This window comes from Candidatus Erwinia haradaeae (assembly GCF_900698925.1).
In the GTDB taxonomy this organism is placed as follows: Bacteria; Pseudomonadota; Gammaproteobacteria; order Enterobacterales; family Enterobacteriaceae; genus Erwinia_E; species Erwinia_E haradaeae_I.
On record NZ_LR217713.1, the window covers coordinates 534,947 to 557,168 of the forward strand.

A 22,222-nucleotide genomic window follows, 5' to 3' on the forward strand; every position below is an offset into this window, starting at 1 on the left:
AGAGGATCTCTTTCTATTTTTAGAAAAAATGTCAATTCATTTGATAAAAAACTAATATAATTGAATTATTTTTATATTTTATACATGAATATGATATTCTATCATAAATTGATATATATATTTTCTTATTATAATTTTTAATAAAATATATATTTGATTAATATCTAAAGAGGCATGGAGAATATCTCGAATCCTAAGAGATAATATATAAATGTACATGCAAGAAGTAAACAGAAGAATTATATCAAAAGTCAATATTCTTATATAATCAAGTAATGACTGATATTTCTAATTTTTTTGTTGTTTGGTTTTTATGATCTCAAATCGTATCTACTTATTATTTTAATAGTAGACATCTTTCTCTGGACTAGATATAATTATTTTGATTATATCTAGTCAATATCTATATGGTATTGACTTAGGACAATTAAGATAAAATATAATATTTCATTATAATCTAAAATAAATTATATTCATTTATCACAAAATGTACTAAAAAATAAGATATTAGAAAAATAAAAAGATTAAACTCATTGGATGATAGACGTACAAAAAAAGTAATCAATATATTTCAGATAGACCAGAAAATTTTTGATCATATTTCATAAATAGTAACGATTGTAGAGATAACGCGTCCGTAGCTCAGTTGGTTAGAGCACCACCTTGACATGGTGGGGGTCAGTGGTTCGAATCTGCTCGGACGCACCATGTTTGTGCAATCCAATGACCCATAACATTAAATTAAAACAATTTTTATAAAAATAAGATCATATCTTTTTAAAAGATAACTATCTTTTCTAAATCTTAGAAAAGAAATATGCAATTAATGCATTCTATAAAGAAACAATATGTTTATACTAAGGTGTATAAAAAAATAAATTATACCCATCAATGCTGATTGAATGTAATAATCTAATTCCTATTGCTATAGAGATAATATATATAAAATATTAGCGTAATGAGAGTGTATAAGGCAATATATCAGATATTTACTGAACATATAACATTACTAATATACTCGATGAGATATTTATAATATTTGAATACTAATTAATATAAAAGTACAATATATATTGTAGATCTTGATCTACGTAAGATTCTCTTTTAGAGTTAAAAAGAAAGGAATGCATAACCAATTATTTTTTCCTAACACTAAATACTAACCATACTGTAAATTATTACACATATTTTACTCAGAACGCTATGTATCATATACATGATGGTTATATAAAGAAATGCAGTTACTAATAAATGAATATTCTCTACCTTTAATAACACCTATTTGCATAGGTTGTTTTTAGATAGAAAAAAATTTATGGGCATTTAATGTTGTTTGTCTTGCTAATTCTATGGAAACCTCTTCTCGTAAAAATGCTACTTTTTGTAAAATATACGATAAAAAACTAGGTTCATTACGTTTTGATAATGGTGAAGGATATATATCTTGAGGTAATAACCAAGGTGCATCTGTTTCCAGTAATAAATGAGTAGAGGGAATTAAAGGTATAAGCGCTCTTAACTCACTTCCTCTATTCTGATCAGAAACCCATCCTGTAATGCCAATGAAGAAGTTTTCATCTAAATAAGATCGCAATTCTTTATATGTTCCGGTAAAACAATGAAGAACAGCGCCCTTTATCCGAGGAACAAAGGGTTTGATAATAGACATAAAAGCATTATGAGCTTGACGGCAATGCAAAAACACTGGTAAGTTTAACTCTACAGCTAATTCTAATTGAGCTTGAAACACATAACTTTGTTGTTTCGGTTCTGAAAAGTTGCGATGAAAATCCAAACCGCATTCACCAATAGCTACCACTTGAAGTTCACTGGCTAAAGAGCGAAGCTCACTATCAGAATAGTCTGACCATCTATTAGCATAATGAGGATGAACTCCAGCAGTAGACCAACAATAATTTAAATTTTGTTTGCTTAAGTTAAGAGCCTTTTTACTATCTGATATGTTAGTTCCGATAATAACCATACCAGTTATACCTGCCAAACGCGCGCGTTCTAAAACATCTAAATAATCTTTTTTAAATCGCGAGCTAGTTAAATTGACACCAATATCAAACATAGTTGCCCTTAAAATCAATCTTTATGTGAAGCAGGTATGATATAAAAAATCATTGATTAATAAATCAATATTTTTTATTTTAAACTAAAATGCTATTTACCGCAAGAGCCATCACCTTAAGTATCAAAATCAATATAAAAGAAAAATTATTTTATCAAATAAATCTATAATATATAATATAACCTCTTAGAGAAAGGGGGACATATCTTATGCTTCTTCTCGATTAAATCAAGTATACAGTATATCAACGGCCTTCTATTAAACATAGTATACAAATACTTACTATGATACGCATCATAATCAATAGTATCGTATGGTTGTAGTAACCTACTATCAGTTCATGATAGTAGATGGATGGCGAAATGAACTTAAGTAGTAACTAAATAATATAGAAGCGATTCTATCATGAGAGATGAGTTATGCGATGCTAAATTTAGAAAATTATTAAAATTGAGAGGAGACTCCTGATCTGCTATATCAGAAACTGCACGTATAGAAATAAAAGGAATTTCAAATTGATAGCAGACATGAGCAACGGCAGAAGATTCCATATCTACTGCAATAGCTTCTGGGAAAATGTTGCGAATATGTTGTCGTATAACACCACCATGAATAAATATGTCTCCACTGACTATCAATCCACGCGTTGAATGTAGGTTAAGTTTTTTTGAACAGAGTTCTGCTATAGAAATTAGGTTCTTATCAGCTCGAAAGCTCAGTGGACATCCTGCCATTTGACCATGTGCATAACCACATGCAGTAACATCAACATCGTGATATCTCAGTTCATCTGAGATAATAATATCTCCTATTTTTATTAGTGGATTTAGACCACCAGCTGATCCGATATTAATGACTAGGTTTGGTTGATATATATGAAGCAATAAGGTAGTACTTAATGCAGCAACAACCTTGCCTATTCCTGATTTTAAAAGAAATACCTCTATATTATTTATAATGCCACTATAGATTTCAGCTCCAGCGAGTAAACATCTTTTTGGGTTTTGAAGTTTATTTCGTAATGGAACTATTTCATCTTCCATCGCGCCAATAATACCTATTTTCATATAAAACTCTCTTGTTATTATTAGAGCATTGTTCTGACTTAGGTAAGAAGGAATAATACTTTCATAAGTATGATCCATTGCTTATTTCTATACTTTGTCTCGATTTTTATTAAAGAATAACTTCAACACTCAACGTTCAATTATATACCATATATTCTCTGTTATATATATAGATTAGGATGACTATCATATAGTATTATAATGCTAATCCAATTAGAGATAAATAATTATAAGGAAAAAATTCTTAGGTTAGAAAATATCAACACATGAATCAGAAAAAAATAACGTTTGTTCATGTCACCTTCCCGGATTCAAATATCTTATCTATATCTAATTTATATATGTTATGATCTATATCTATATAGAGATATTACTAATTTTAAGTATCAACGTAGACAGAATTCCAACTCCCTAGTATAGATCATTGTAAATTTGTTTTATTTACTCATTGTACATAAATAATCTTCTGAGGATTTATCCATTTAAATAAAAATTGCAGTGAAACCTTGATAAATAATTGTTTCTTTTACTTAATATTAAGTGGTCGGCGAGAGAGGATTTGAACCTCCGACCCACTGGTCCCAAACCAGTTGCGCTACCAAACTGCGCTACTCGCCGAGTTATAGATATATTCATTATATCATATGGTACGAAGAGAGGGACTTGAACCCTCACGTCTTTTCAGACACTAACCCCTGAAGCTAGTGCGTCTACCAATTTCGCCATCTTCGCATATCAGTAACTTTGGGGTGGCCAATGGGGATCGAACCCACGACAACTGGAATCACAATCCAGGACTCTACCATCTGAGCTATGGCCACCAGATTTCTATATTAATATAACCTTTTCTCCGTAAAGAGTACAACAATCGAACACATATTTTTTTTTATAAACAAATATGGCGCACCCGACAGGATTTGAACCTGTCACCTCTGCCTCCGGAGGGCAGCGCTCTATCCATCTGAGCTACGGGCGCAGCTCTCCTGGATAAATTATTATTTTATAAAAAAAATCTTTATCTGTCTACTATTTTTATAAAAACAATATATTAATACTTACACAGATTTTACTTGTAGACATAAATGAAAGTTATATGAAAGAGGATGAGTCTTTATGTTCATAAAAAAGTCAATTTACTTATATAATTAAATGATATAGATCATACATTACTCAGTAGATTCCTTTGCTTCTGTCTCAGGAAATGTAATATTCAGTTCAAGAATAGAGATATTCTGATCTTTTTGATCTAACTTTACTTGCAGCATTGCGGGATCAATTTTTAAATATTTACCTATTACCTCTAATAACTCTGTTTTCAATTGAGCTAAGTAATGGGGCTCATAGTTTGCTCCTCTACGTTCTGCTACAATGATTTGTAAACGTTCTTTAGCTATATGTGCTGTATTTTTTTTTCGGGATAAAAAGAAATCAAGTAGGGGCATTGTTTATCCTCTAAATAGACGCGCTAAAAAACTTTTCTTTTCTTCTTCAATAAAACGCAATGGACATTCTTTTCCAAGTAGGCGATCTACAGTATCAATGTAAGCCTTTCCTGCGCGAGATATAGGATCCAGAATAACAGGTTTACCCTGATTTGATGCGCGTAAAACAGATTGATCTTCAGGAATTACTCCAACAATGGGGATATGTAATATATCTAAAACATCTTGCATGCTTAACATATCACCGCGATTAACTCGACCTGGATTATAACGTGTCAAAAGTAAATGTTCCTTAATAGGTGTTTTACACATCTCTGCGCGTTGAGATTTAGAGGATAAAATACCAAGTATTCGATCAGAATCACGAACAGAAGCAATTTCTGGATTAGTGGTAACAATAGCCTCATCAGCAAAATACAGTGCTATTAAAGCCCCTGTTTCAATTCCAGCTGGCGAGTCGCAAACAATAAATTCAAATTCCATTTTATGTAAATCATCTAAAACTTTTTGCACACCATCACGGTTTAACACATCTTTATCACGAGTCTGTGAAGCGGGCAAAATAAACAAGTCCTTAGTATGTTTATCTTTAATCAGCGCCTGGTTTAAAGAAATATCGCCATGTATGACATTAATAAAGTCATAGACAACACGACGCTCACAACCCATTACTAAATCTAAGTTGCGTAGGCCAATATCAAAATCAATAACAACAATTTTTTTACCTTTTTGAGCCAGACCAGTAGCAATAGATGCGCTGGAGGTGGTTTTACCGACACCTCCCTTACCAGATGTAACAACAATTATGCGTGACATATGTTATAATCTTTCCTTAGTAAAGAAAGGGTTTGTGAGCATTAATCAAATTAAATTTTGTAAAGTTAAGACACCTGATTCAAGATACAAGCGAGATGTTTTACCCAAGCAATTAGAAGGTATCTGCTCCATCATCCAGTACTGTCCAGCAATAGATAGAAGTTCTGCTAATAAGTGAGTGCAAAAAATTTGACAACTTTCATCTCCATCGACTCCCGCTAATGCGCGACCTCGCATACTGCCATAGACATGAATATTACCATCAGCAATTAATTCTGCTCCCTCGCTTACACTATTTATAATGACTAAATCAGTGTTTTTAGCATAAATTTGTTGACCAGAACGCACTGGAGAAGAAATTAGCCTTGTTTTAGACTTCCCTTTGATTTGATCAGGAATGCTCTTAGAAATATAGATGTTAGAATAAGAATTATCAATTGCGCCCTCATTAAGTATTGCTAGGCCGGAATTCATAATAACTTGCTTTAATTTTTCATCTCTACACCCACTAACACCAACAATTGATAATCCTGTCTCCAGGATCGCATGTTGTATATGGTTCCAGTTTACTTTACTACTTAACATAGAGACATTCACAATAATTGGTGCATGTCTTAAAAAAGTAGGCGCGTTATCTACTTTTTTTTGGATCGCTTTCCGTATAATAGCGTGGTCACTATCATATAGATAAAGAACTAAAAAAGTAAAATTACTTCCTTTAAAATCGATTGGTGAGTGCGACATGGATCTGACTCTATATAAAATGTTATTTTTAAGAAAATTTATGTAGACAGTATAGAAAGAAAATTCTAGAACATAAGAACATGACTAATCATAGTCATTTAATTATTGTCCTTACCGATTTATTAATGAGAAAGATATGTTATATTTTATAAATTTTATATAAATATTATTGTTGTCTACACTGATTAAGTATCATATAAATTTTTTTATTAGTTGTTATCGAACGATTCTATCATTATAGGTAGATTACCAATCTCTGTATATTACACATTGGACATTATTTATAACGAGAAGAAGATGAGATACATTTAGAGATATATTTCATTAGATATCAATCGTATATTATTTAGTAATAGTATATGAATATGAAATTCTAGCGCTTCTCTATCAATATCAGAACCTTTCTTCCTCAAAAGAACTGTCTCATATTTTTTCAAATTATCTTTAGTGTTTTCTGATTAAATTTTCTTCTCAGAATGCCTACTTTTATTCAATAAAATTAATAGATAAGGAAAATATAATAATTAAGAGAAGTATATTAAAATAGAATATATTTCTATCATAGATAAAAATCATGTAATCAAGTAGTTGAAAGATATTCAATACATAAAATAAATTTTATTTTTATAAATAAAAAATAGTTTATAACTTAGTATTTTACTAGAAAACCGCTTATATTTATTATAAATATGTAAATATATCGATATTATATATAAGGATCCTGATAGTGAAGGAAGGATTAATATTAAAACATCATATTTTTATGATAAAAAATACACGATATAAATATCATTTTATCTATTATAATCCTATCCTTACACTATATTTTATAGTACTGTTTTATAGCATTACAATGTAATAATCTTTGTTACTGTTTTTATTAAATACTAAAAGAAGAACCACATCCACAAGTAGTCTTTGCATTAGGATTGTTAAAAGTAAAACGAGATCCTTCAAGATCTTCAATATAATCTACTGAACCACCAGAAAGATATTGTAAACTCATAGGATCAACGACTAAGACAACGCCTGCATTCTGCACTACAACATCTTCATCATGAATTTGATTATCTAAACTAAATCCATATTGAAACCCACCACAACCCCCGCCAATAATATACACACGAAGATTCAAGTGAGGTTGTTTCTCATGAGAGGTTAGTTGTTTTACTCGATTTACAGCAGAGTCAGTGATATGGATAGAAGGTACTATATGATCCATTATTAAGCACTCCAATCTTGATCTACTTCATGTTGTAATAAGGTAATCAGTTAATAACCATAGTTATCTTAATTGTCTCATACTTGAAGCTTGAAGAGAAGAAGTAATAGGTCTCATAATTGTATAGATCTTCTCTTAAGATAAGACATATCATAGTTTTTTTCAATACAAATCCCAAATCTAAAAAAATAGTTTATAATCATTAACTTTGTTATCTATCCATGTATCTTTAATATTACTTAATTTTTAATTCAAGAATTTAAATGATAGGTATAATATTTTTATTAGATCTGTACAAAAGTTATAAAAATTAATGTTTCTGAGAAAGAAAATATATCTGTTAACTATATAATTTGTACTATTGTGTTACACAATACAGGTTTTTATGTTATCAAGCATTCAAGTGTATTAAATTTATTAAGATGAATGTGGAATTTATATTATCTATACCTTCTTTACTTTCTGATGTTATATTTAATATGTTTGTATAGAAATCTGTTTTATTGAATAACTCTTTAAGTTTTTTATTTCTTTTTTATCAGTATACTACTCGATGTAGAATCGATGTTTAAACTCTCTTAAGTTGATTTTGTGCCCAACTTATACCTGTGACATAATCTGAAGGTAGAATTATTTTTAGACGATCTAATGCCATATTCATTTTTATAGGATTATCCGTGACTAAATTAAGATGACCGACCTTGCGAAAACTATAAACCTCCTTGTTATACCAATGTAAACGTATTATTGGATCATATAACCAGGCTGTATTCATATTAATTCCAAGTAAATTCAGCATTATGGCTGGTTTGTATATGATTGGAGCAGGCATAGGAAGATTAAGAATAGCTCGTAAATGCATTTCAAATTGATTTATAGATGCACCATCCTGCGTCCAATGTCCACTGTTATGTACACGTGGTGCTAATTCATTAATAAGTATACCTTTTTGAGTAAGAAAACATTCCATCGTCATAATACCAATATAATCTAGCATATGCATGATAGATGCTAACATGCACTCAACTTCTCTCTGAATAGAAGTTTCGTTATCTAAGACTACGCTAACTCGCAAGATTCCATCTTGATGAAAATTATAGGTCAATGGATAGAAAATTACTTTTCCATCGTATCCACGAGAACCAATTAAAGATACTTCGTCAGTAAAATTAATCTTTTGTTCCACAATAGCGTTACCGTAGAATTTTTTTGGAAAAAGAGATAGAGAATTGGAAGATATATTCCATTGACCTTTTCCGTTATAACCCCCAGTACGTTGTTTTACAATGACTGATGCACCAAATAAAGCAAAAATTTGATTCCATTGCGACGAAGAGAAGATAGGTGCCCAAGGTACAGTAGGAAGACCCAACCGATCAAGAAACTGTTTTTGCATTAAACGATCTGACACTATGGGAAATGTATCTCGATTAATAAAAGAATCATTGACAGTTAGTTTTCTAGTGAATTCTGTATTTGGCCAGTATTCAACTTCTGAAGTAATGAGATCTTTTTTTTCTATTGGGATCTCTATTTTACCATCTATATCTAAAAGATAAATAGTAATTCCTAGAGGCTCCCCAGCCTGGCGCAACATGCAGCCAAGCTGACCTGTTCCTAATACATATACTATTTTCATAGTCTATCTCGTGGGTCTGGATGATTCAGTATTTTATTTCTTTCATCCTCTCGCCAAGATGACAAACTAAGAGTTAGATTGGTGTTATAAAGTGCCAAAATTTGTACTGCAAGCAATGCTGCATTAGCAGCTCCGGTCTTACCAATTGCTAAAGTACCAACTGGAGCTCCGCGTGGCATTTGAAGTATAGAAAGAAGGCTATCAATACCACTAAGAATCGTGCTTTCTATTGGTACACCTAATACTGGTATAAGAGTTTTGGAAGCCAACATCCCAGGAAGATGTGCGGCCCCACCTGCCCCTGCAATAATAACTTGATAACCTTTTTCTGAAGCTTGCTCAGAAAAAGTAAATAATTTATCTGGTGTACGATGTGCTGATATTATTTCGCAATGAAATAAAATTTCCAAGCGAGTTAGTATGTCTGCAGCATGCTTCATGGTGGGCCAATCATTTTGAGAACCCATAACAATTGCAATACGAGTGACAGGCGGCGTTGACAGTATGCGCATATAATTCTAACTCCTCATTACTAGAGTATATCGCTATTAATTTTGCAAGCCAATTTAGGCTTAATGGAAAGGAAGGGCATTATTTATGAATATAGTAAAGTATAATATGCATAAGTAAAGCACACATAATGACATTGGTGTGATACTCAGTAATATAACAATCAGTTATTTTATAAAGGAAAAGAAATTAATTGAATATCATTTCTACTTACGGTAATTGCTGAACCGTTCTTATTCCAGTCTCCAAGAACAAGACGCTGGGCAGATCTCCCATGAATAGATACCTGGTGTACTGCGGATCGATGAGTATGGCCGTGAATTAAAACTTGAGCATCATAATGAAACATAAGATCTATGACCAGTTTTAGATTAACATCGAGCGTTTCTATATAATTATGCGCATTTTTATGTTTACTAATAGTTCGTATTTTTAATGCAATTTTTTTACGAATGTGAATTGGCAAAGATAGAAATAAATTCTGAAACCAGCGTGTCTTTGCTATCTTCCGATAGCGTAAGTAGAAAATATCTTGAGTACATAATGTATCACCATGCATAATTAATACAGATTGACCATACAACTCTAATACTTGTTCTTCTGGAATTAAATTAATCCCAGAAGTTCTAGCAAAATTTTGTCCTAATAATAAATCACGATTGCCATGAAGAAAATAACACGGAATTGATAACTGACGTAATACATTAGCAATGGTAGTATGAAGAGGATTGGGATCGTCATCACCAATCCATGATTCAAATAGATCACCTAAGATATATAATGCATCAGCGTTTTTGGCTTCAGAATATAAAAAATTCAAAAATCCAGAAGTGATTTCTGGTCTTTCATTACATAAGTGAAGATCTGCAATAAATAAAGTTTTTGACATTATTAGTGAGTGGTTCTTGGATCATTCAGGATTTTATTTGTGAGATTCCTTTATCATAGTATTCTTGAATTTATTCAAGATTCTTAAAGAAGATACTACTTATATATTCTTTAATCCACCATCCCTATGGTACTCAAATTTATTCAATTATCTTCAATAATTAATGTTTTAAAAATTAGGTTTTAATCGATCCTATTAGAAGCATGGAACTTATAGTGTAATTAAGAATAATTGGTACCTATATATTATCTGATTTTTTATAAAGCATACATAATATTATTCATTATTTAGTTTTGCGCTAAGGAAATTGATTTTTAAACAATCGCATGACTAAAATTTTAAATAATTTAAGCACTTATATGGTAAAACATTGGCTATGCCATATAAAATTTGTAGCCTATCTAGGCTACTATTTCCCATGATTAGATAGTAATTGTTAAGAAAATTTTAATAGACATACCATTGCAGACCACACGATATCTTTGTACGTGAACCCTGAAAGAAATTACAAAACGCTTTGCACAACGAAAAGAAGCTTGTTGAAATTAGACATGAAATCTGATCTATTATAGAAAATATTTTTAATACATAAGATAATAACTATTATTATAGAATCTTTTCGATAATTTAGATCAAAGTGTGATTACATTTACTGTCTGATGAAGTTATATAGATAGTTCTGTTAAATTATGTTCATAAAAATTAACGATATCCATAAAAAATAAGTTTAAAGATGGGATGTTTCTATGTTAAAGATTTTTAATACCTTAACTCGCAGAAAAGAGATATTTAAACCTATACATCATGGTAAAGTGGGTATGTATGTATGTGGCATGACCGTGGATGGAGCTTGTCATCTTGGACATGCTCGAACCTTTGTTACTTTTGACATGATAGCACGTTATTTACGTTATATTGGATATCAACTCAACTATGTACGTAATATCACTGATCTTGATGATAAAATCATTCAGCGCTCCTTTCAAGATAGAAAAGATATTAAATATTTCACACAAAATTTAATTAATAAGATGCATCAAGACTTTTCTGCATTAAATATTTTACCACCTACTCACGAACCACGTGTAACACATCATATTAAAGAGATCATCGAACTGGTTCATAAACTGATTATATTAAAGTATGCCTATCTTGCAAAAAATGGTGATGTAATGTTTTCTATCAAAAAATACTTGCAATATGGTATTTTATCACGACAAGATCCTATGAAGCTACAAGCTGGTATACGAGTAAAATTAATCGATAATATCAAGCGTAATCCAATCGATTTTGTATTGTGGAAAGTTTCTAAAGATAATGAACCAAGTTGGCCATCTCCATGGGGTCCAGGACGTCCTGGGTGGCATATAGAATGCTCTGCAATTAATTATACATATTTAGGGGATCACTTTGATATTCACGGAGGTGGATCAGACCTTATATTCCCACATCACGAAAATGAATTAGCGCAGTCTAGCTCTGCATATAACACTCCATATGTTAACTACTGGATTCACTCTGGCATTATGATTATTAATCGTGATAAAATGTCCAAATCATTAAATAATTTTCTTTCTGTACGCGATATATTAAAGCGTTATGATGCAGAGACTATACGTTATTTTCTTATGTCTTCACACTACCGAAGTGAACTACATTACAATGAGGTTAATCTTAATCAAGCCCGCTTCTCTTTACAGCGTTTATATATTGCATTACGTCATACAGATACTAGCAGTTATTTAGAACAAGATATAGAATTTGAGACTAAATTTCATCAGTTAATGAATGATGACTTTAATACTCCTGGAGCTTATTCAGTTCTATTTAATTTAGCCCGAGAAATTAATTATAATAAAATAAAAAATCCAATAAAAGCAAATAACTTAGCTACACGCTTGCGTATATTAGGTAATATTATTGGTTTATTAGAGCAAAAACCTGAACACTTTTTAAAAAAAAGTAATACGGTATTTAGTAATAACACGCTTTTAAAGGTTGAAGAGCTTCTTCAGATTAGGGTTGAAGCACGTAAAAAGAAAGATTGGAATAAAGCTGATACTGCTAGAAAGTCTTTAAGTCAATTAGGTATTCTTTTAGAAGACGGCATAGAGGGTACTGAGTGGAGGAGAAAATAACCAGAAGTTGAATCATTAATTTTTATCATAAAAGTCTTTCTTCTGTTTTAAGGAGAGGTGAAAATTTAAAAAGAACAAATGTTCTTAATATTCCTAGAAAATAAAATATTTATTTTCTCATAACATAAAAAGGAAAATTTTTAATAATTTATATAATCAAAATAAAACATAATGACCTATAAACATCTATATCATTTTGACTTTATACACTATACGACATGAGTTTAGCCATCACCATAATGATGCCTTTTATTTATATATTTACACAATGCTTAGATTGAGATTGGTTTAAACATCACATCACTTATCTTAAACAGATAAGTTGTAAATCTTATACTGACAAGATCAAGATTATGATGAATATATGACATTAAAGTTGTTGTGATCTAATGTTTGATAAATCATTAACACGATATTATATTGATTGTATCAATCTAAGCAAAGCTACTCCTATACAGATATAGTTTCTCACTCTTTAACTTATATAATTATATAAACGTATAAATGGAAAGTTCAGTAAGTATTATTAACTAATTCTAGTTAGTCTCTTTAATAATGAGATTTTAAATCTCATAACACACTAGGATCTATATCTATGAATTTTTTATATTTAAGATATCTTCTTTTTAGAGCGCGTTCTTTACAAGCTATCATAAGTAATATGTTCTTAAAATTATAATATAAATTTGATATGTTAATACTATTGTTAATGATCTTGTTTATGAACAACATAATTGTTTCATTTATAATTGAATAATGCAGAATGGTAACATTATGAGGATCCTGTATTAGTTGCATAACCTTAAATAAATTTTATTATACTTCCTAAGAAGAGTAGATAAAGAAAAAAATTATAGATAATCATCTATTTATAGAAATTATTTCTTATATAGACCAACTCATTACCCATTAGCGGATAAGAAGTTATAATTTTGTCTAACATGTACTGAAGATATTCTATGAATTGCATAGAATATATAAAAATATATATATTTAGAGTAATTATATTAGAGTATATACCGAATAACTAACATACTTCCTTTCCTAATCTATTATTGTGCATCATTTAATTTTTGTAATCCTTCTAGTCCTAATTCACTTAATACCACTGCATTAAGTGCTTGCGGAGACTCAGTCATCAAGCAAGACGCTGAAGTGGTTTTAGGAAATGCAATAACATCTCGTATATTATCCGCATCAGTTAATAACATAATTAATCGGTCTAGTCCAAACGCCAGTCCAGCATGTGGGGGGGCGCCAAACTTTAAAGCATCTAGAAAAAATCCAAATTTTTTATGTTGTTCTTCTAAAGAAATCCCAAGTATATCAAATACCGTTTTCTGCATCTTCAAATTGTTAATACGCGCAGAGCCACCACATATTTCATAACCATTTATCACCATATCATATGAATCGGAAATCGCTGTTTCTGGTAGACGCTTTAATTCATCTGGCGATATATCTCTAGGCGAAGTAAATGGATGATGCATAGCTATAAAACCCCCTTTTCCATCACTTTCAAACATTGGAAAATCAACCAACCACAAGGGTGCCCAAGAAGTATAATTAGTAATTTTTAGTTCAGATCCCAATCTTAGACGTAGCGGGCCCAAAATGTTAGAAACTTTTTCTTTAGTGCTTGCAGATAGAAAGATAATATCTCCTAAAACCCCTTGAGTTCGATTAATTATTTCTTTCAGAATTTGATGAGGAATAAATGAAACTAATGGACCAATAATTTTTAAGTCACTATTAGCATCTTGTATTAATTTTATCCAAGTAAGATCAGTTTTGGCTTGAATTGGAAGAGATTGAGAATAAGTCTTGATTTGTTTACGACTAATTATAGATCCACCTGGAACACGAAGTGCCGCCACACGACTCCCCTTGTTGTTAGAAAGTTCAGAAAAAATGTGGTGTTCAACTTCTTTAAGAAAATCAGAAATATCTACTAATTCCAAAGGATTACGTAAATCTGGTTTATCAGAACCATATCGTTGATGTGCCTCGGAAAAAGTCATAATAGGAAATTCACCTAAATCGATTGATTTAATATCGATCCACAACGTACGTATAAGTTGCTCCATTATAATTCGAATTGTTTTTGAATTCATAAATGAAGCTTCTACATCAACTTGAGTAAATTCAGGCTGGCGATCTATACGAAGGTCTTCATCACGAAAACATTTAACAATTTGATAATAACGATCAAAACCCGAAATCATTAATATTTGTTTAAATAGCTGAGGTGATTGTGGTAAGGCATAAAATTTACCAAAATGAATACGACTTGGCACTAAATAATTTCGAGCACCTTCAGGTGTAGATTGAGTTAATATCGGTGTTTCAATATCAATAAAACCTGAGCCTTCCATAAATTTACGGATTAAACTAGTAACTTTAGCCCGGATTTTCAATCGATTTGTCATATCAGGACGACGCAAGTCAAGATAACGATACTTTAATCGTACCGCTTCGCTATTTTCTTCGTTCAGGTTTAAGGGCAGAGGTTCGGATTCGTTAAAAACAGTCAAGTCAGTGGCAAACACTTCAATGCCACCGGTAATGATCCTGTTATTTTTGTTTTTTTCATCACGACTTCGAACAATTCCAGTGACTTTGATACAGAATTCATTGCGTAATGTGGTGGCTATAAGAAAAATATCTTGATTAGTTAAATCAAAACATACTTGTACTAACCCTTCACGATCCCGCATATCAATAAAAATAAGACGACCAAGATTACGATAACTATGAACCCAACCACATAGTATAACTTTATGTCCTATATACGAACAATTAAGAGATCCACAATATTCAGTACGCATAATAATATTCCTTGAGGATATAGGTTTAAAAAGTTTTATGGTTAAAGATATAGTTCTCAATATTGGTATTTTTAAGAACGCTTGAATAATTAGATATAATTTAAGATTATATATTTAGATATAATGTCGTATATATAACTGGCTATTCTATTCTAACAGAATCGGTTATACCGTACCTGGTAAGAATTAATAAGTACTAATACCAATCAAAATAAGTCTGTATCCTTGTTAATTCGACCGATCATTTAACAGTATGATTTGATCTTCTTGATAGTAATATGCAATGAATATAAAAAAAATAAATAATATAGTAATTATTGATTACGTAAATATGACTAATTACATGAGTGTTGCATGTTTATATTAAATACTAAAAAGAATCATTAAAATGAATTTAATCTCAAGGACCATTAAAATATAAATATATTTTAATGTTACATTCTATGTTTTCATAGATATGAATCTAATTTTCTATAATTGAGCGTTTCAGGATACCTTAAGCATATACTATAGTAGTAATTATATGAGAGTATCTTTACTATTATATCTATATAATAATATAAAATATAAAAGATCTTTTTAATGTCAAAGATTTAAAATAAAGACTCTAATTATATCCTAGAGCAAAATTGAATTATTTGATGTTATCTATAACCATAATAGATAAGATTAATAATGCATCAAAATTCTATTGCATGATATCCAGATAACATAGAAATAAATTTAGTATATGTATTTATATTGTCTATAATAAATGATTTCAATCAATACTTGAATCAACAAATTGAGACTAACCATACTTAAACTATCTATTCAGATAAACTCTTTTCATAATATAAGTAATGTATAAATTTTTATGCCACTTCTAGTCTCTTTATTATCTAGTGATGTTACGTTAAAACATAGAAAATCATCTATCTTCATTATTCTATTGAAATGTAGTTATATAAATATATTTATTACTTATAGCAATCAGCTTATTCAATACTATTACAAGTTTATATGTTAATTGAACATTAAAATGACACTAAATAATATTCATTGGTTCTCATTATACATAGAAAACAGTCTATCAATATATATCTCTGCATTAGTTTATTTTTTTATTCTCTTCTCTTGTATTGAAAAATAATTTTGAAAAAATACACCATCTAGATTTGAATAGCATCACAGCCTGATGATAGAGGCCCTCAACCATTAATCTTAATCTAGAATGAAAAATAAAAACTATTATATGTAATAAGCTATTGTACAATTTGATATATCTAATGAGATATGTTTCCTTATTATGGAAAAAGGAAAAGTTTATGATCTATCAAGATTATTAAAACAATGCGTACTAAACCTTATCCACTCTTTTTAAATATAAAACGTAACTCCTAATGTGTTATAATGAAATAATTAAAAGATCTATATTGATGACAACACATATTTTTGTATAAACATAGATATTAATGATGGATAAAATTATCGCTACGTTTTTTATAAGGCTTGGTTTCCATGATATAAACGTGCATTCTGTAAACCAATAAATATATACTCACCCCGTTTAGGTGGGGACTCTACGCCCTTCATAACTACACTTAACGGTTCAGTTTTCCATGTTGTGGGTTCCAGAACTAACTGCCAATAGTGCCCCCGTGGACTAACTTCTAATATTCGAGTTGGTAGAGGGGTTTTAAGAGTTTTATGACGACTAATATCTACTTCCCATGGTCGTAAAAAAAGCTGAACCTTACCTTGATAAGTTGTGGTCTTAATAAGAGGCCAAGAATATAGATCTACCTGACATTGAGAGCCATGTATATTTCCTTCAACACAGTTAACTTCACCTAAAAATTCTAGAACAAAGCGAGTGGCAGGATCATTCCATACCTGATCAGGTGTACCGACTTGCTCAATATGACCTTGACTCATAACTACTATAAGATCGGCGACTTCCATAGCTTCTTCTTGATCATGGGTAACAAATACACTAGTGAACTTTATTTCTTCATGTAACTGGCGTAACCAACGACGTAATTCTTTACGCACTTGCGCATCTAGAGCTCCAAACGGCTCATCTAGTAACAAGATTTGTGGCTCCACCGCAAGCGCACGCGCTAAAGCAACACGTTGTTTTTGTCCCCCTGACAACTGAGATGGAAAGCGATTGGTTAAGTGACCTAGCTGCACCATCTCTAAAAGTTCTGTCACTTTTTTTCGAATAGAACTTACTGAAAGTCGCTTTCGTTTTGGTTGAACAGTTAATCCAAAAGCTATATTATCAAATACTGTCATATGACGAAATAACGCATAATTTTGGAAAACAAAACCAACTTGGCGGTCACGTGCGTGCACTCGACTAACATCTTGACCGTGAAAACTTAAATAACCCGTATTCTGACTCTCGAGACCGGCAATAATACGTAATAGTGTTGTTTTTCCTGATCCAGAAGGACCTAATAACGCCACAAGCTCTCCAGAAGATATATCTAGAGATATATTATTCAAAACTTGTGTGCAGCCAAAAAATTTATTTATATCACTGATTGTAATACTCATCCCCCCCCCTAGTCATATATTATCATCTATTTTTTAATTTCCATTGAAATACGTTTTTCAATAAAAGTGTTAATATTGCTATCATAGTTAATAATGCAGCAGCACTAAAAGCGCCAACGGTATTATAATCTTGATGTAATAATTCAACTTGTAATGGTATTGTATAAGTTTCACCTCGAATTGATCCAGAGACTACTGATACAGCTCCAAATTCACCAATAGCTCGTGCCGTAGTTAAAACCACACCATATAGCAATGCCCATCTAATGTTTGGTAAAGTTACATGATAAAACATCTGCCAACCACATGCCCCTAATAGTATTGCCGCTTCATCTTCATGCTTACCCTGGCTAAGCATAACTGGTACTAATTCACGCACTACAAATGGACAAGTAATAAAAATAGTTACAAGAACCATGCCTTGCCACGAAAACATCAGTTGAATATTATGAGCATCTAGCCACCCTCCAACGGGACTATTCATGCCCCAAAATAGCAAATACATTAAACCCGCTACTACTGGTGAAACAGAAAATGGAATATCAAATAACGTCAATATCAGTTGCCGACCAGGAAAGGAGAAACGTGTAACTAACCAGGCCAATAACGTCCCAAATATCACATTGACTGGTACAGAAATGCTTGCAATCAATAATGTTAAACTAATAGCATGTAGCATATTAGAATCACTTAAATTTCTTAATGTTTCAGATAATCCTCCAGAGAAAGCAGTAAAAAAAATTGCGATTAACGGAACTGCTAATAAGAACAAAGAAATTACTATACCTGTACCTATCAGAATCCATTTCCATCCTTGAGAAATAGAAGAGCGTTTAGTCTGTAAGATTTCTATTAAGTCTGACATCAATGTCCTCCAATCCGCTTTCCAAGCCGGTTCTGCAAGACGTTAGTAAAAGCTAAAAGGAATAAAGAGGTTACTAAAATTACTGAGGCAATCGCACTAGACGCTGGATAATCATATTCTTGTAGCCGTACAAAAATCATCAAGGATGTAACTTCAGTTTTCCATGCAATATTACCTGCAATAAAAATAACTGCGCCAAATTCCCCTAAACTACGAGTAAAAGAAAGTACAGTTCCTGCTAGAAGCGCTGGACCTAATTCTGGAAGAACCACGCGGTAAAAACTTTTTTTCGAAGAAGAACCAAGTGTCTCAGCAGCTTCTTCATATTCTGGACCTAATTCTTCCAGAACCGGTTGTACAGTGCGTATTACAAAGGGTAAGCTAGTAAACGCCATTGCTATAGCAATTCCTAACCAAGTATAAGAGACTTTAATACCGCAACATGATAATAAGTTGCCATACCAACCATGAACAGAAAATAATTCAGTTAATATCAGGCCCGCCACAGCTGTAGGAAGGGCAAATGGTAGATCTACAAGAACATCTAATAAATTACGACCCGGAAAATTATAACGCGTGAGAATCCAAGCCATTAGCATTCCAAAACAAGCGTTAAATATTGATGCAAGCCCGGCAGAAATGAATGTGACCTTATATGCAGTTAATACTTGTGGATTAGATATTACATCCCAGTATTCTACTAAAGTCATTTTTGAAAGTTGCATCAATAATGCACTAATAGGAAGCAACAGGATTAGACAGGTGAAAAAAATACTGAAACCAAGGCTAATTCCAAACCCAGGTAGCACTCGTTTACTTGGTAATTCCCACATAATTACTCATGCCTCGTTGCTAAAAGCTTATCTAGTTCACCGCCGCTTGAAAAGTGTGTTTTAATAATTTGATCCCAGCTACCAAAAACTTCTTCTAATTTGAGAAAATGAGTATAGGGAAACCGATTTTTATTCTTTTCCATTAACTTAGGATTGTTAACTCGATAGTAAAAACTAGTCATAATCTTTTGAGCATCTGGTGTGTACAAGTATTCTAAATAGGATCTTGCGGCCTTTTCGGTATGATTTTGTCGTATATTTTTGTCAACCCAAGTTACTGGAAAATGCGCAATAATATTAATAGATGGTAAAATTACCTGATATCCTTTTTGTGGATAACGATCCCGAATCGTATTCACTTCAGATTCAAAACTAATGAGTACATCGCCCATCTCACTGTTAATAAATGTTGTTGTTGCACCACGACCTCCCGTATCAAACACTTCAACATTTTGTAGTAATTGTGTCATAAATTTTTCTATCTTTAAGTGATTATGTCTATTAATTAGATCTGATGCGCTCCAAGCAGCTAGCCAAGTATAACGCCCATTGCCAGATGTTTTAGGATTAGAAAAAATTAATTTTACATCACTACGTACTAAATCACTCCAATTTTTTATGTGCTTAGGGTTTCCCTTTCGTACTAAAAATGCCATTGTAGAATAAAATGGTGAGCTATCGTTAGGTAAACGCTTTTGCCAGTCATGTGGAATTAGTTGACCTTTATCGTGCAAGATCTGTACGTCAGTGACTTGATTATAAGTTACGACATCTGCTTTAAGTCCTTGCAAGATAGATAATGCTTGTTTTGAGGAACCCGCGTGAGATTGTTTAATAATTAGTGTATCACCAGGATTATTTTTTTCCCATTGCTTCTCGAAAGGGGGGTTAAGAGCTGTAAAGAGTTCGCGCGAGACATCATATGAACTATTCAGTAAAGTAGTCGCCTCTACTCCACCACTTAAAACTAATGAAAATATATAGGCTGCTATTTTTTTTCTCATCGATTATTTTATTATGCCTCCTGAAAATAAAAAACTACTATAGAAAAATTAATCAAGTTTATTAATAACCTATATAAATAATGTAGAAATTTTATATATCATTTTGTACTTCTCCATGAAAAAACACTATAAGTGTTGGTCATAGGTTATTTATCTGTAATAAGAACAGAGCATAGATATACAAGTTCTTTATCTAAGGTTAAGAGTCTAAACTTATCATCCGAAGATTTTCTTTATTTTTTACCAATATCTCTTGAAAAATTTATCTTTACTAAAAAACTTTTGATCTGCGTTTATATTAGTATTTTATTATGGAATATTATGCAAACGTCATGGCATATTATGCAAATGTCATTGATGTGATCATGTATCATTTTCCTTAGCTTTTCTCACTATATTATCTAGATATGCTGATGCATTATACTATAACCATCGAATTCTTTATGTATATTTGGTATATATTAAATAATGAACTAGATAAAAAAGAGATCTCAACTATTACATTCATTAATTCAAATAATTTACGTAGTAAATTAGCTGGTTTTTCTTATAGGTTTATGCTTTATTAAGCTTGACTTATTAGTTCTTCTCTACCCAATGGTAAACCTAAAGTTTTTCGGAAAAAAGAGACATGAATAGTTTTAATCTATGCACAATTTAATCAATGTATAATTTTCAGTTTTCATTACGATTCGTATCTCAAAATGGATGATGTCATTATCGAATAATATAGAATGTCTTTCTCTAAAGTCTAATGTTTGTCTTTAACATTAGATATAGTATGCTTTATCACCATAATAGGGAAATACTGTTAACGCTGCAGTCTTTAATGACGGTATAAATACATAACTATAACAATATATACATACTCTATTGCTCAAATATAACTAGTTTACTCATCTATTTATCTCAGTATATGGACTAGATAAATTGAAAGAGAACATTTAATGCTTCTGGCCTATAAGAAATACGTGTTTTCATAGATGTGGATCAGATATCATCTAATTGAGCAACGTAACAGAATATTGTAGTAATACATATAGATATCAGAGAAAAGATTTACCTTTTGCGTAACCTTTATTGCAAATTTAATCTGAAAGGATGACAAACTATCTTCATCCATGTATTTTGTATCATGCTGAAATTAATCATAGATAATAAAAGAAAATAAAAGAATTTTTTTGTAGATTTTTTATGGAATTATCCTAAAATTTTATACATGAATCTAATAACAACGTAAATATCATAAATCGAAACAAATATTAATAAGTTAATATTCTATATCATGTCATAGTACAGATAATGATCATTTTAGTTTATTTTAACCTAATATTGTAGGATGAATTTTAATTACTAATTACTTTATTATAAGTAAAAGCATTTTATCGAAAAACAGATGAGATAAATTATATTATTGCTCTCAAAATTCTTGACTATATTAGAACAAACATATATGACAGATTCTATTTTTAGCCAATAGTATTCTTTTTTCTATACAACACGTATGCTGACAGGATTACGAGAAATAACTAAGATCCATGAATACTTGTATTCTATACCAATTATAGGCATATATTTATTTGCATCTGCATAAACTGAGCATG

Annotated in this window: 15 protein-coding genes and 5 tRNA genes; 2 read left to right on the forward strand and 18 right to left on the reverse strand. The window is 31.1% G+C overall.

Annotated elements, in window-relative coordinates; translation table 11 throughout:
* The first annotated feature begins 631 nt into the window (after nucleotides 1-631).
* Nucleotides 632-708: transfer RNA gene (locus HACICURV3402_RS01590), tRNA-Val, on the forward strand.
* Nucleotides 709-1,297: 589 nt separating this feature from the next.
* On the opposite strand, the gene HACICURV3402_RS01595 is transcribed toward HACICURV3402_RS01590, so the two are convergent.
* The 13 genes from HACICURV3402_RS01595 to lpxH form a co-directional block, all read right to left on the reverse strand.
* Nucleotides 1,298-2,077: a TatD family hydrolase gene (locus HACICURV3402_RS01595; RefSeq protein WP_157992609.1), complete on the reverse strand. Its 780-nt coding sequence runs from the start codon at nucleotides 2,075-2,077 to the stop codon at nucleotides 1,298-1,300.
* A gap of 368 nt (nucleotides 2,078-2,445) precedes the next feature.
* Entirely contained in the window at nucleotides 2,446-3,144 is a 699-nt protein-coding gene (gene mtnN, locus HACICURV3402_RS01600; protein ID WP_157992907.1) for a 5'-methylthioadenosine/S-adenosylhomocysteine nucleosidase, read from the reverse strand.
* 541 nt (nucleotides 3,145-3,685) lie between these two features.
* A tRNA-Pro gene (locus HACICURV3402_RS01605) sits at nucleotides 3,686-3,762 on the reverse strand.
* 27 nt (nucleotides 3,763-3,789) lie between these two features.
* Nucleotides 3,790-3,876, reverse strand: a tRNA-Leu gene (locus tag HACICURV3402_RS01610).
* A gap of 13 nt (nucleotides 3,877-3,889) precedes the next feature.
* Nucleotides 3,890-3,965 (reverse strand) — tRNA-His (locus HACICURV3402_RS01615).
* A gap of 78 nt (nucleotides 3,966-4,043) precedes the next feature.
* A tRNA-Arg gene (locus HACICURV3402_RS01620) sits at nucleotides 4,044-4,120 on the reverse strand.
* Nucleotides 4,121-4,310: 190 nt separating this feature from the next.
* Nucleotides 4,311-4,586, reverse strand: a complete 276-nt coding sequence (minE, locus tag HACICURV3402_RS01625) for a cell division topological specificity factor MinE (protein ID WP_157992610.1) — start codon at nucleotides 4,584-4,586, stop codon at nucleotides 4,311-4,313.
* Between the two features lie 3 nt (nucleotides 4,587-4,589).
* Nucleotides 4,590-5,402, reverse strand: a complete 813-nt coding sequence (gene minD / locus HACICURV3402_RS01630) for a septum site-determining protein MinD (protein WP_157992611.1) — start codon at nucleotides 5,400-5,402, stop codon at nucleotides 4,590-4,592.
* A gap of 45 nt (nucleotides 5,403-5,447) precedes the next feature.
* Nucleotides 5,448-6,146: a septum site-determining protein MinC gene (minC, locus tag HACICURV3402_RS01635; protein ID WP_157992612.1), complete on the reverse strand. Its 699-nt coding sequence runs from the start codon at nucleotides 6,144-6,146 to the stop codon at nucleotides 5,448-5,450.
* 880 nt (nucleotides 6,147-7,026) lie between these two features.
* A complete protein-coding gene (gene erpA / locus HACICURV3402_RS01640; protein ID WP_408609276.1) occupies nucleotides 7,027-7,371 on the reverse strand; it encodes an iron-sulfur cluster insertion protein ErpA in 345 nt (114 codons plus the stop codon).
* Between the two features lie 565 nt (nucleotides 7,372-7,936).
* Complete coding sequence (gene purK, locus HACICURV3402_RS01645; protein WP_157992614.1) at nucleotides 7,937-9,007, reverse strand: 5-(carboxyamino)imidazole ribonucleotide synthase; 1,071 nt, start codon at nucleotides 9,005-9,007, stop codon at nucleotides 7,937-7,939.
* On the reverse strand, nucleotides 9,004-9,519 hold the full coding sequence (gene purE / locus HACICURV3402_RS01650) for a 5-(carboxyamino)imidazole ribonucleotide mutase (protein ID WP_157992615.1): 516 nt from the start codon (nucleotides 9,517-9,519) through the stop codon (nucleotides 9,004-9,006). Before purE ends, purK begins: the two co-directional genes overlap by 4 nt.
* Nucleotides 9,520-9,689: 170 nt before the next feature.
* Nucleotides 9,690-10,406 (reverse strand): UDP-2,3-diacylglucosamine diphosphatase, encoded by a 717-nt coding sequence (lpxH, locus tag HACICURV3402_RS01655; RefSeq protein ID WP_157992616.1) that lies wholly within the window; start codon nucleotides 10,404-10,406, stop codon nucleotides 9,690-9,692.
* A 746-nt stretch (nucleotides 10,407-11,152) separates the two neighbouring features.
* On the opposite strand from lpxH, the gene cysS reads away from it, so the two are divergent.
* A complete protein-coding gene (gene cysS / locus HACICURV3402_RS01660) occupies nucleotides 11,153-12,544 on the forward strand; it encodes a cysteine--tRNA ligase (RefSeq protein ID WP_157992617.1) in 1,392 nt (463 codons plus the stop codon).
* Between the two features lie 1,052 nt (nucleotides 12,545-13,596).
* Here the strand turns inward: cysS and aspS are convergent.
* The 5 genes from aspS to cysP all read right to left on the reverse strand — a co-directional run bounded on the left by aspS (nucleotide 13,597) and on the right by cysP (nucleotide 20,618).
* Nucleotides 13,597-15,372 carry an aspartate--tRNA ligase gene (aspS, locus tag HACICURV3402_RS01665; RefSeq protein WP_157992618.1) on the reverse strand — a complete coding sequence of 592 codons (1,776 nt, stop codon included), beginning with the start codon at nucleotides 15,370-15,372 and terminating at the stop codon, nucleotides 13,597-13,599.
* A gap of 1,482 nt (nucleotides 15,373-16,854) precedes the next feature.
* Complete coding sequence (cysA, locus tag HACICURV3402_RS01670) at nucleotides 16,855-17,916, reverse strand: sulfate/thiosulfate ABC transporter ATP-binding protein CysA (protein WP_157992619.1); 1,062 nt, start codon at nucleotides 17,914-17,916, stop codon at nucleotides 16,855-16,857.
* Between the two features lie 22 nt (nucleotides 17,917-17,938).
* Nucleotides 17,939-18,781, reverse strand: a complete 843-nt coding sequence (gene cysW, locus HACICURV3402_RS01675; RefSeq protein ID WP_157992620.1) for a sulfate/thiosulfate ABC transporter permease CysW — start codon at nucleotides 18,779-18,781, stop codon at nucleotides 17,939-17,941.
* The gene (gene cysT, locus HACICURV3402_RS01680) at nucleotides 18,781-19,614 is read right to left on the reverse strand and encodes a sulfate/thiosulfate ABC transporter permease CysT (protein WP_157992621.1); all 834 of its coding nucleotides are present in this window, start codon (nucleotides 19,612-19,614) and stop codon (nucleotides 18,781-18,783) included. Before cysT ends, cysW begins: the two co-directional genes overlap by 1 nt.
* Nucleotides 19,615-19,616: 2 nt before the next feature.
* Nucleotides 19,617-20,618 carry a thiosulfate ABC transporter substrate-binding protein CysP gene (cysP, locus tag HACICURV3402_RS01685; RefSeq protein ID WP_157992622.1) on the reverse strand — a complete coding sequence of 334 codons (1,002 nt, stop codon included), beginning with the start codon at nucleotides 20,616-20,618 and terminating at the stop codon, nucleotides 19,617-19,619.
* Between the last annotated feature and the right edge of the window lie 1,604 nt (nucleotides 20,619-22,222).

Excerpts from the sequence above, each read along its gene's own strand:
- minE (WP_157992610.1), bottom strand. The coding sequence starts at position 4,586 with ATGCCCCTACTTGATTTCTTTTTATCCCGAAAAAAAAATACAGCACAT.
- HACICURV3402_RS01595 (WP_157992609.1), bottom strand. The coding sequence starts at position 2,077 with ATGTTTGATATTGGTGTCAATTTAACTAGCTCGCGATTTAAAAAAGAT.
- mtnN (WP_157992907.1), bottom strand. The coding sequence starts at position 3,144 with ATGAAAATAGGTATTATTGGCGCGATGGAAGATGAAATAGTTCCATTA.
- purK (WP_157992614.1), bottom strand. The coding sequence starts at position 9,007 with ATGAAAATAGTATATGTATTAGGAACAGGTCAGCTTGGCTGCATGTTG.
- cysW (WP_157992620.1), bottom strand. The coding sequence starts at position 18,781 with ATGTCAGACTTAATAGAAATCTTACAGACTAAACGCTCTTCTATTTCT.
- purE (WP_157992615.1), bottom strand. The coding sequence starts at position 9,519 with ATGCGCATACTGTCAACGCCGCCTGTCACTCGTATTGCAATTGTTATG.
- cysT (WP_157992621.1), bottom strand. The coding sequence starts at position 19,614 with ATGTGGGAATTACCAAGTAAACGAGTGCTACCTGGGTTTGGAATTAGC.
- lpxH (WP_157992616.1), bottom strand. The coding sequence starts at position 10,406 with ATGTCAAAAACTTTATTTATTGCAGATCTTCACTTATGTAATGAAAGA.
- cysA (WP_157992619.1), bottom strand. The coding sequence starts at position 17,916 with ATGAGTATTACAATCAGTGATATAAATAAATTTTTTGGCTGCACACAA.
- aspS (WP_157992618.1), bottom strand. The coding sequence starts at position 15,372 with ATGCGTACTGAATATTGTGGATCTCTTAATTGTTCGTATATAGGACAT.
- cysP (WP_157992622.1), bottom strand. The coding sequence starts at position 20,618 with ATGAGAAAAAAAATAGCAGCCTATATATTTTCATTAGTTTTAAGTGGT.
- cysS (WP_157992617.1), top strand. The coding sequence starts at position 11,153 with ATGTTAAAGATTTTTAATACCTTAACTCGCAGAAAAGAGATATTTAAA.
- minD (WP_157992611.1), bottom strand. The coding sequence starts at position 5,402 with ATGTCACGCATAATTGTTGTTACATCTGGTAAGGGAGGTGTCGGTAAA.
- minC (WP_157992612.1), bottom strand. The coding sequence starts at position 6,146 with ATGTCGCACTCACCAATCGATTTTAAAGGAAGTAATTTTACTTTTTTA.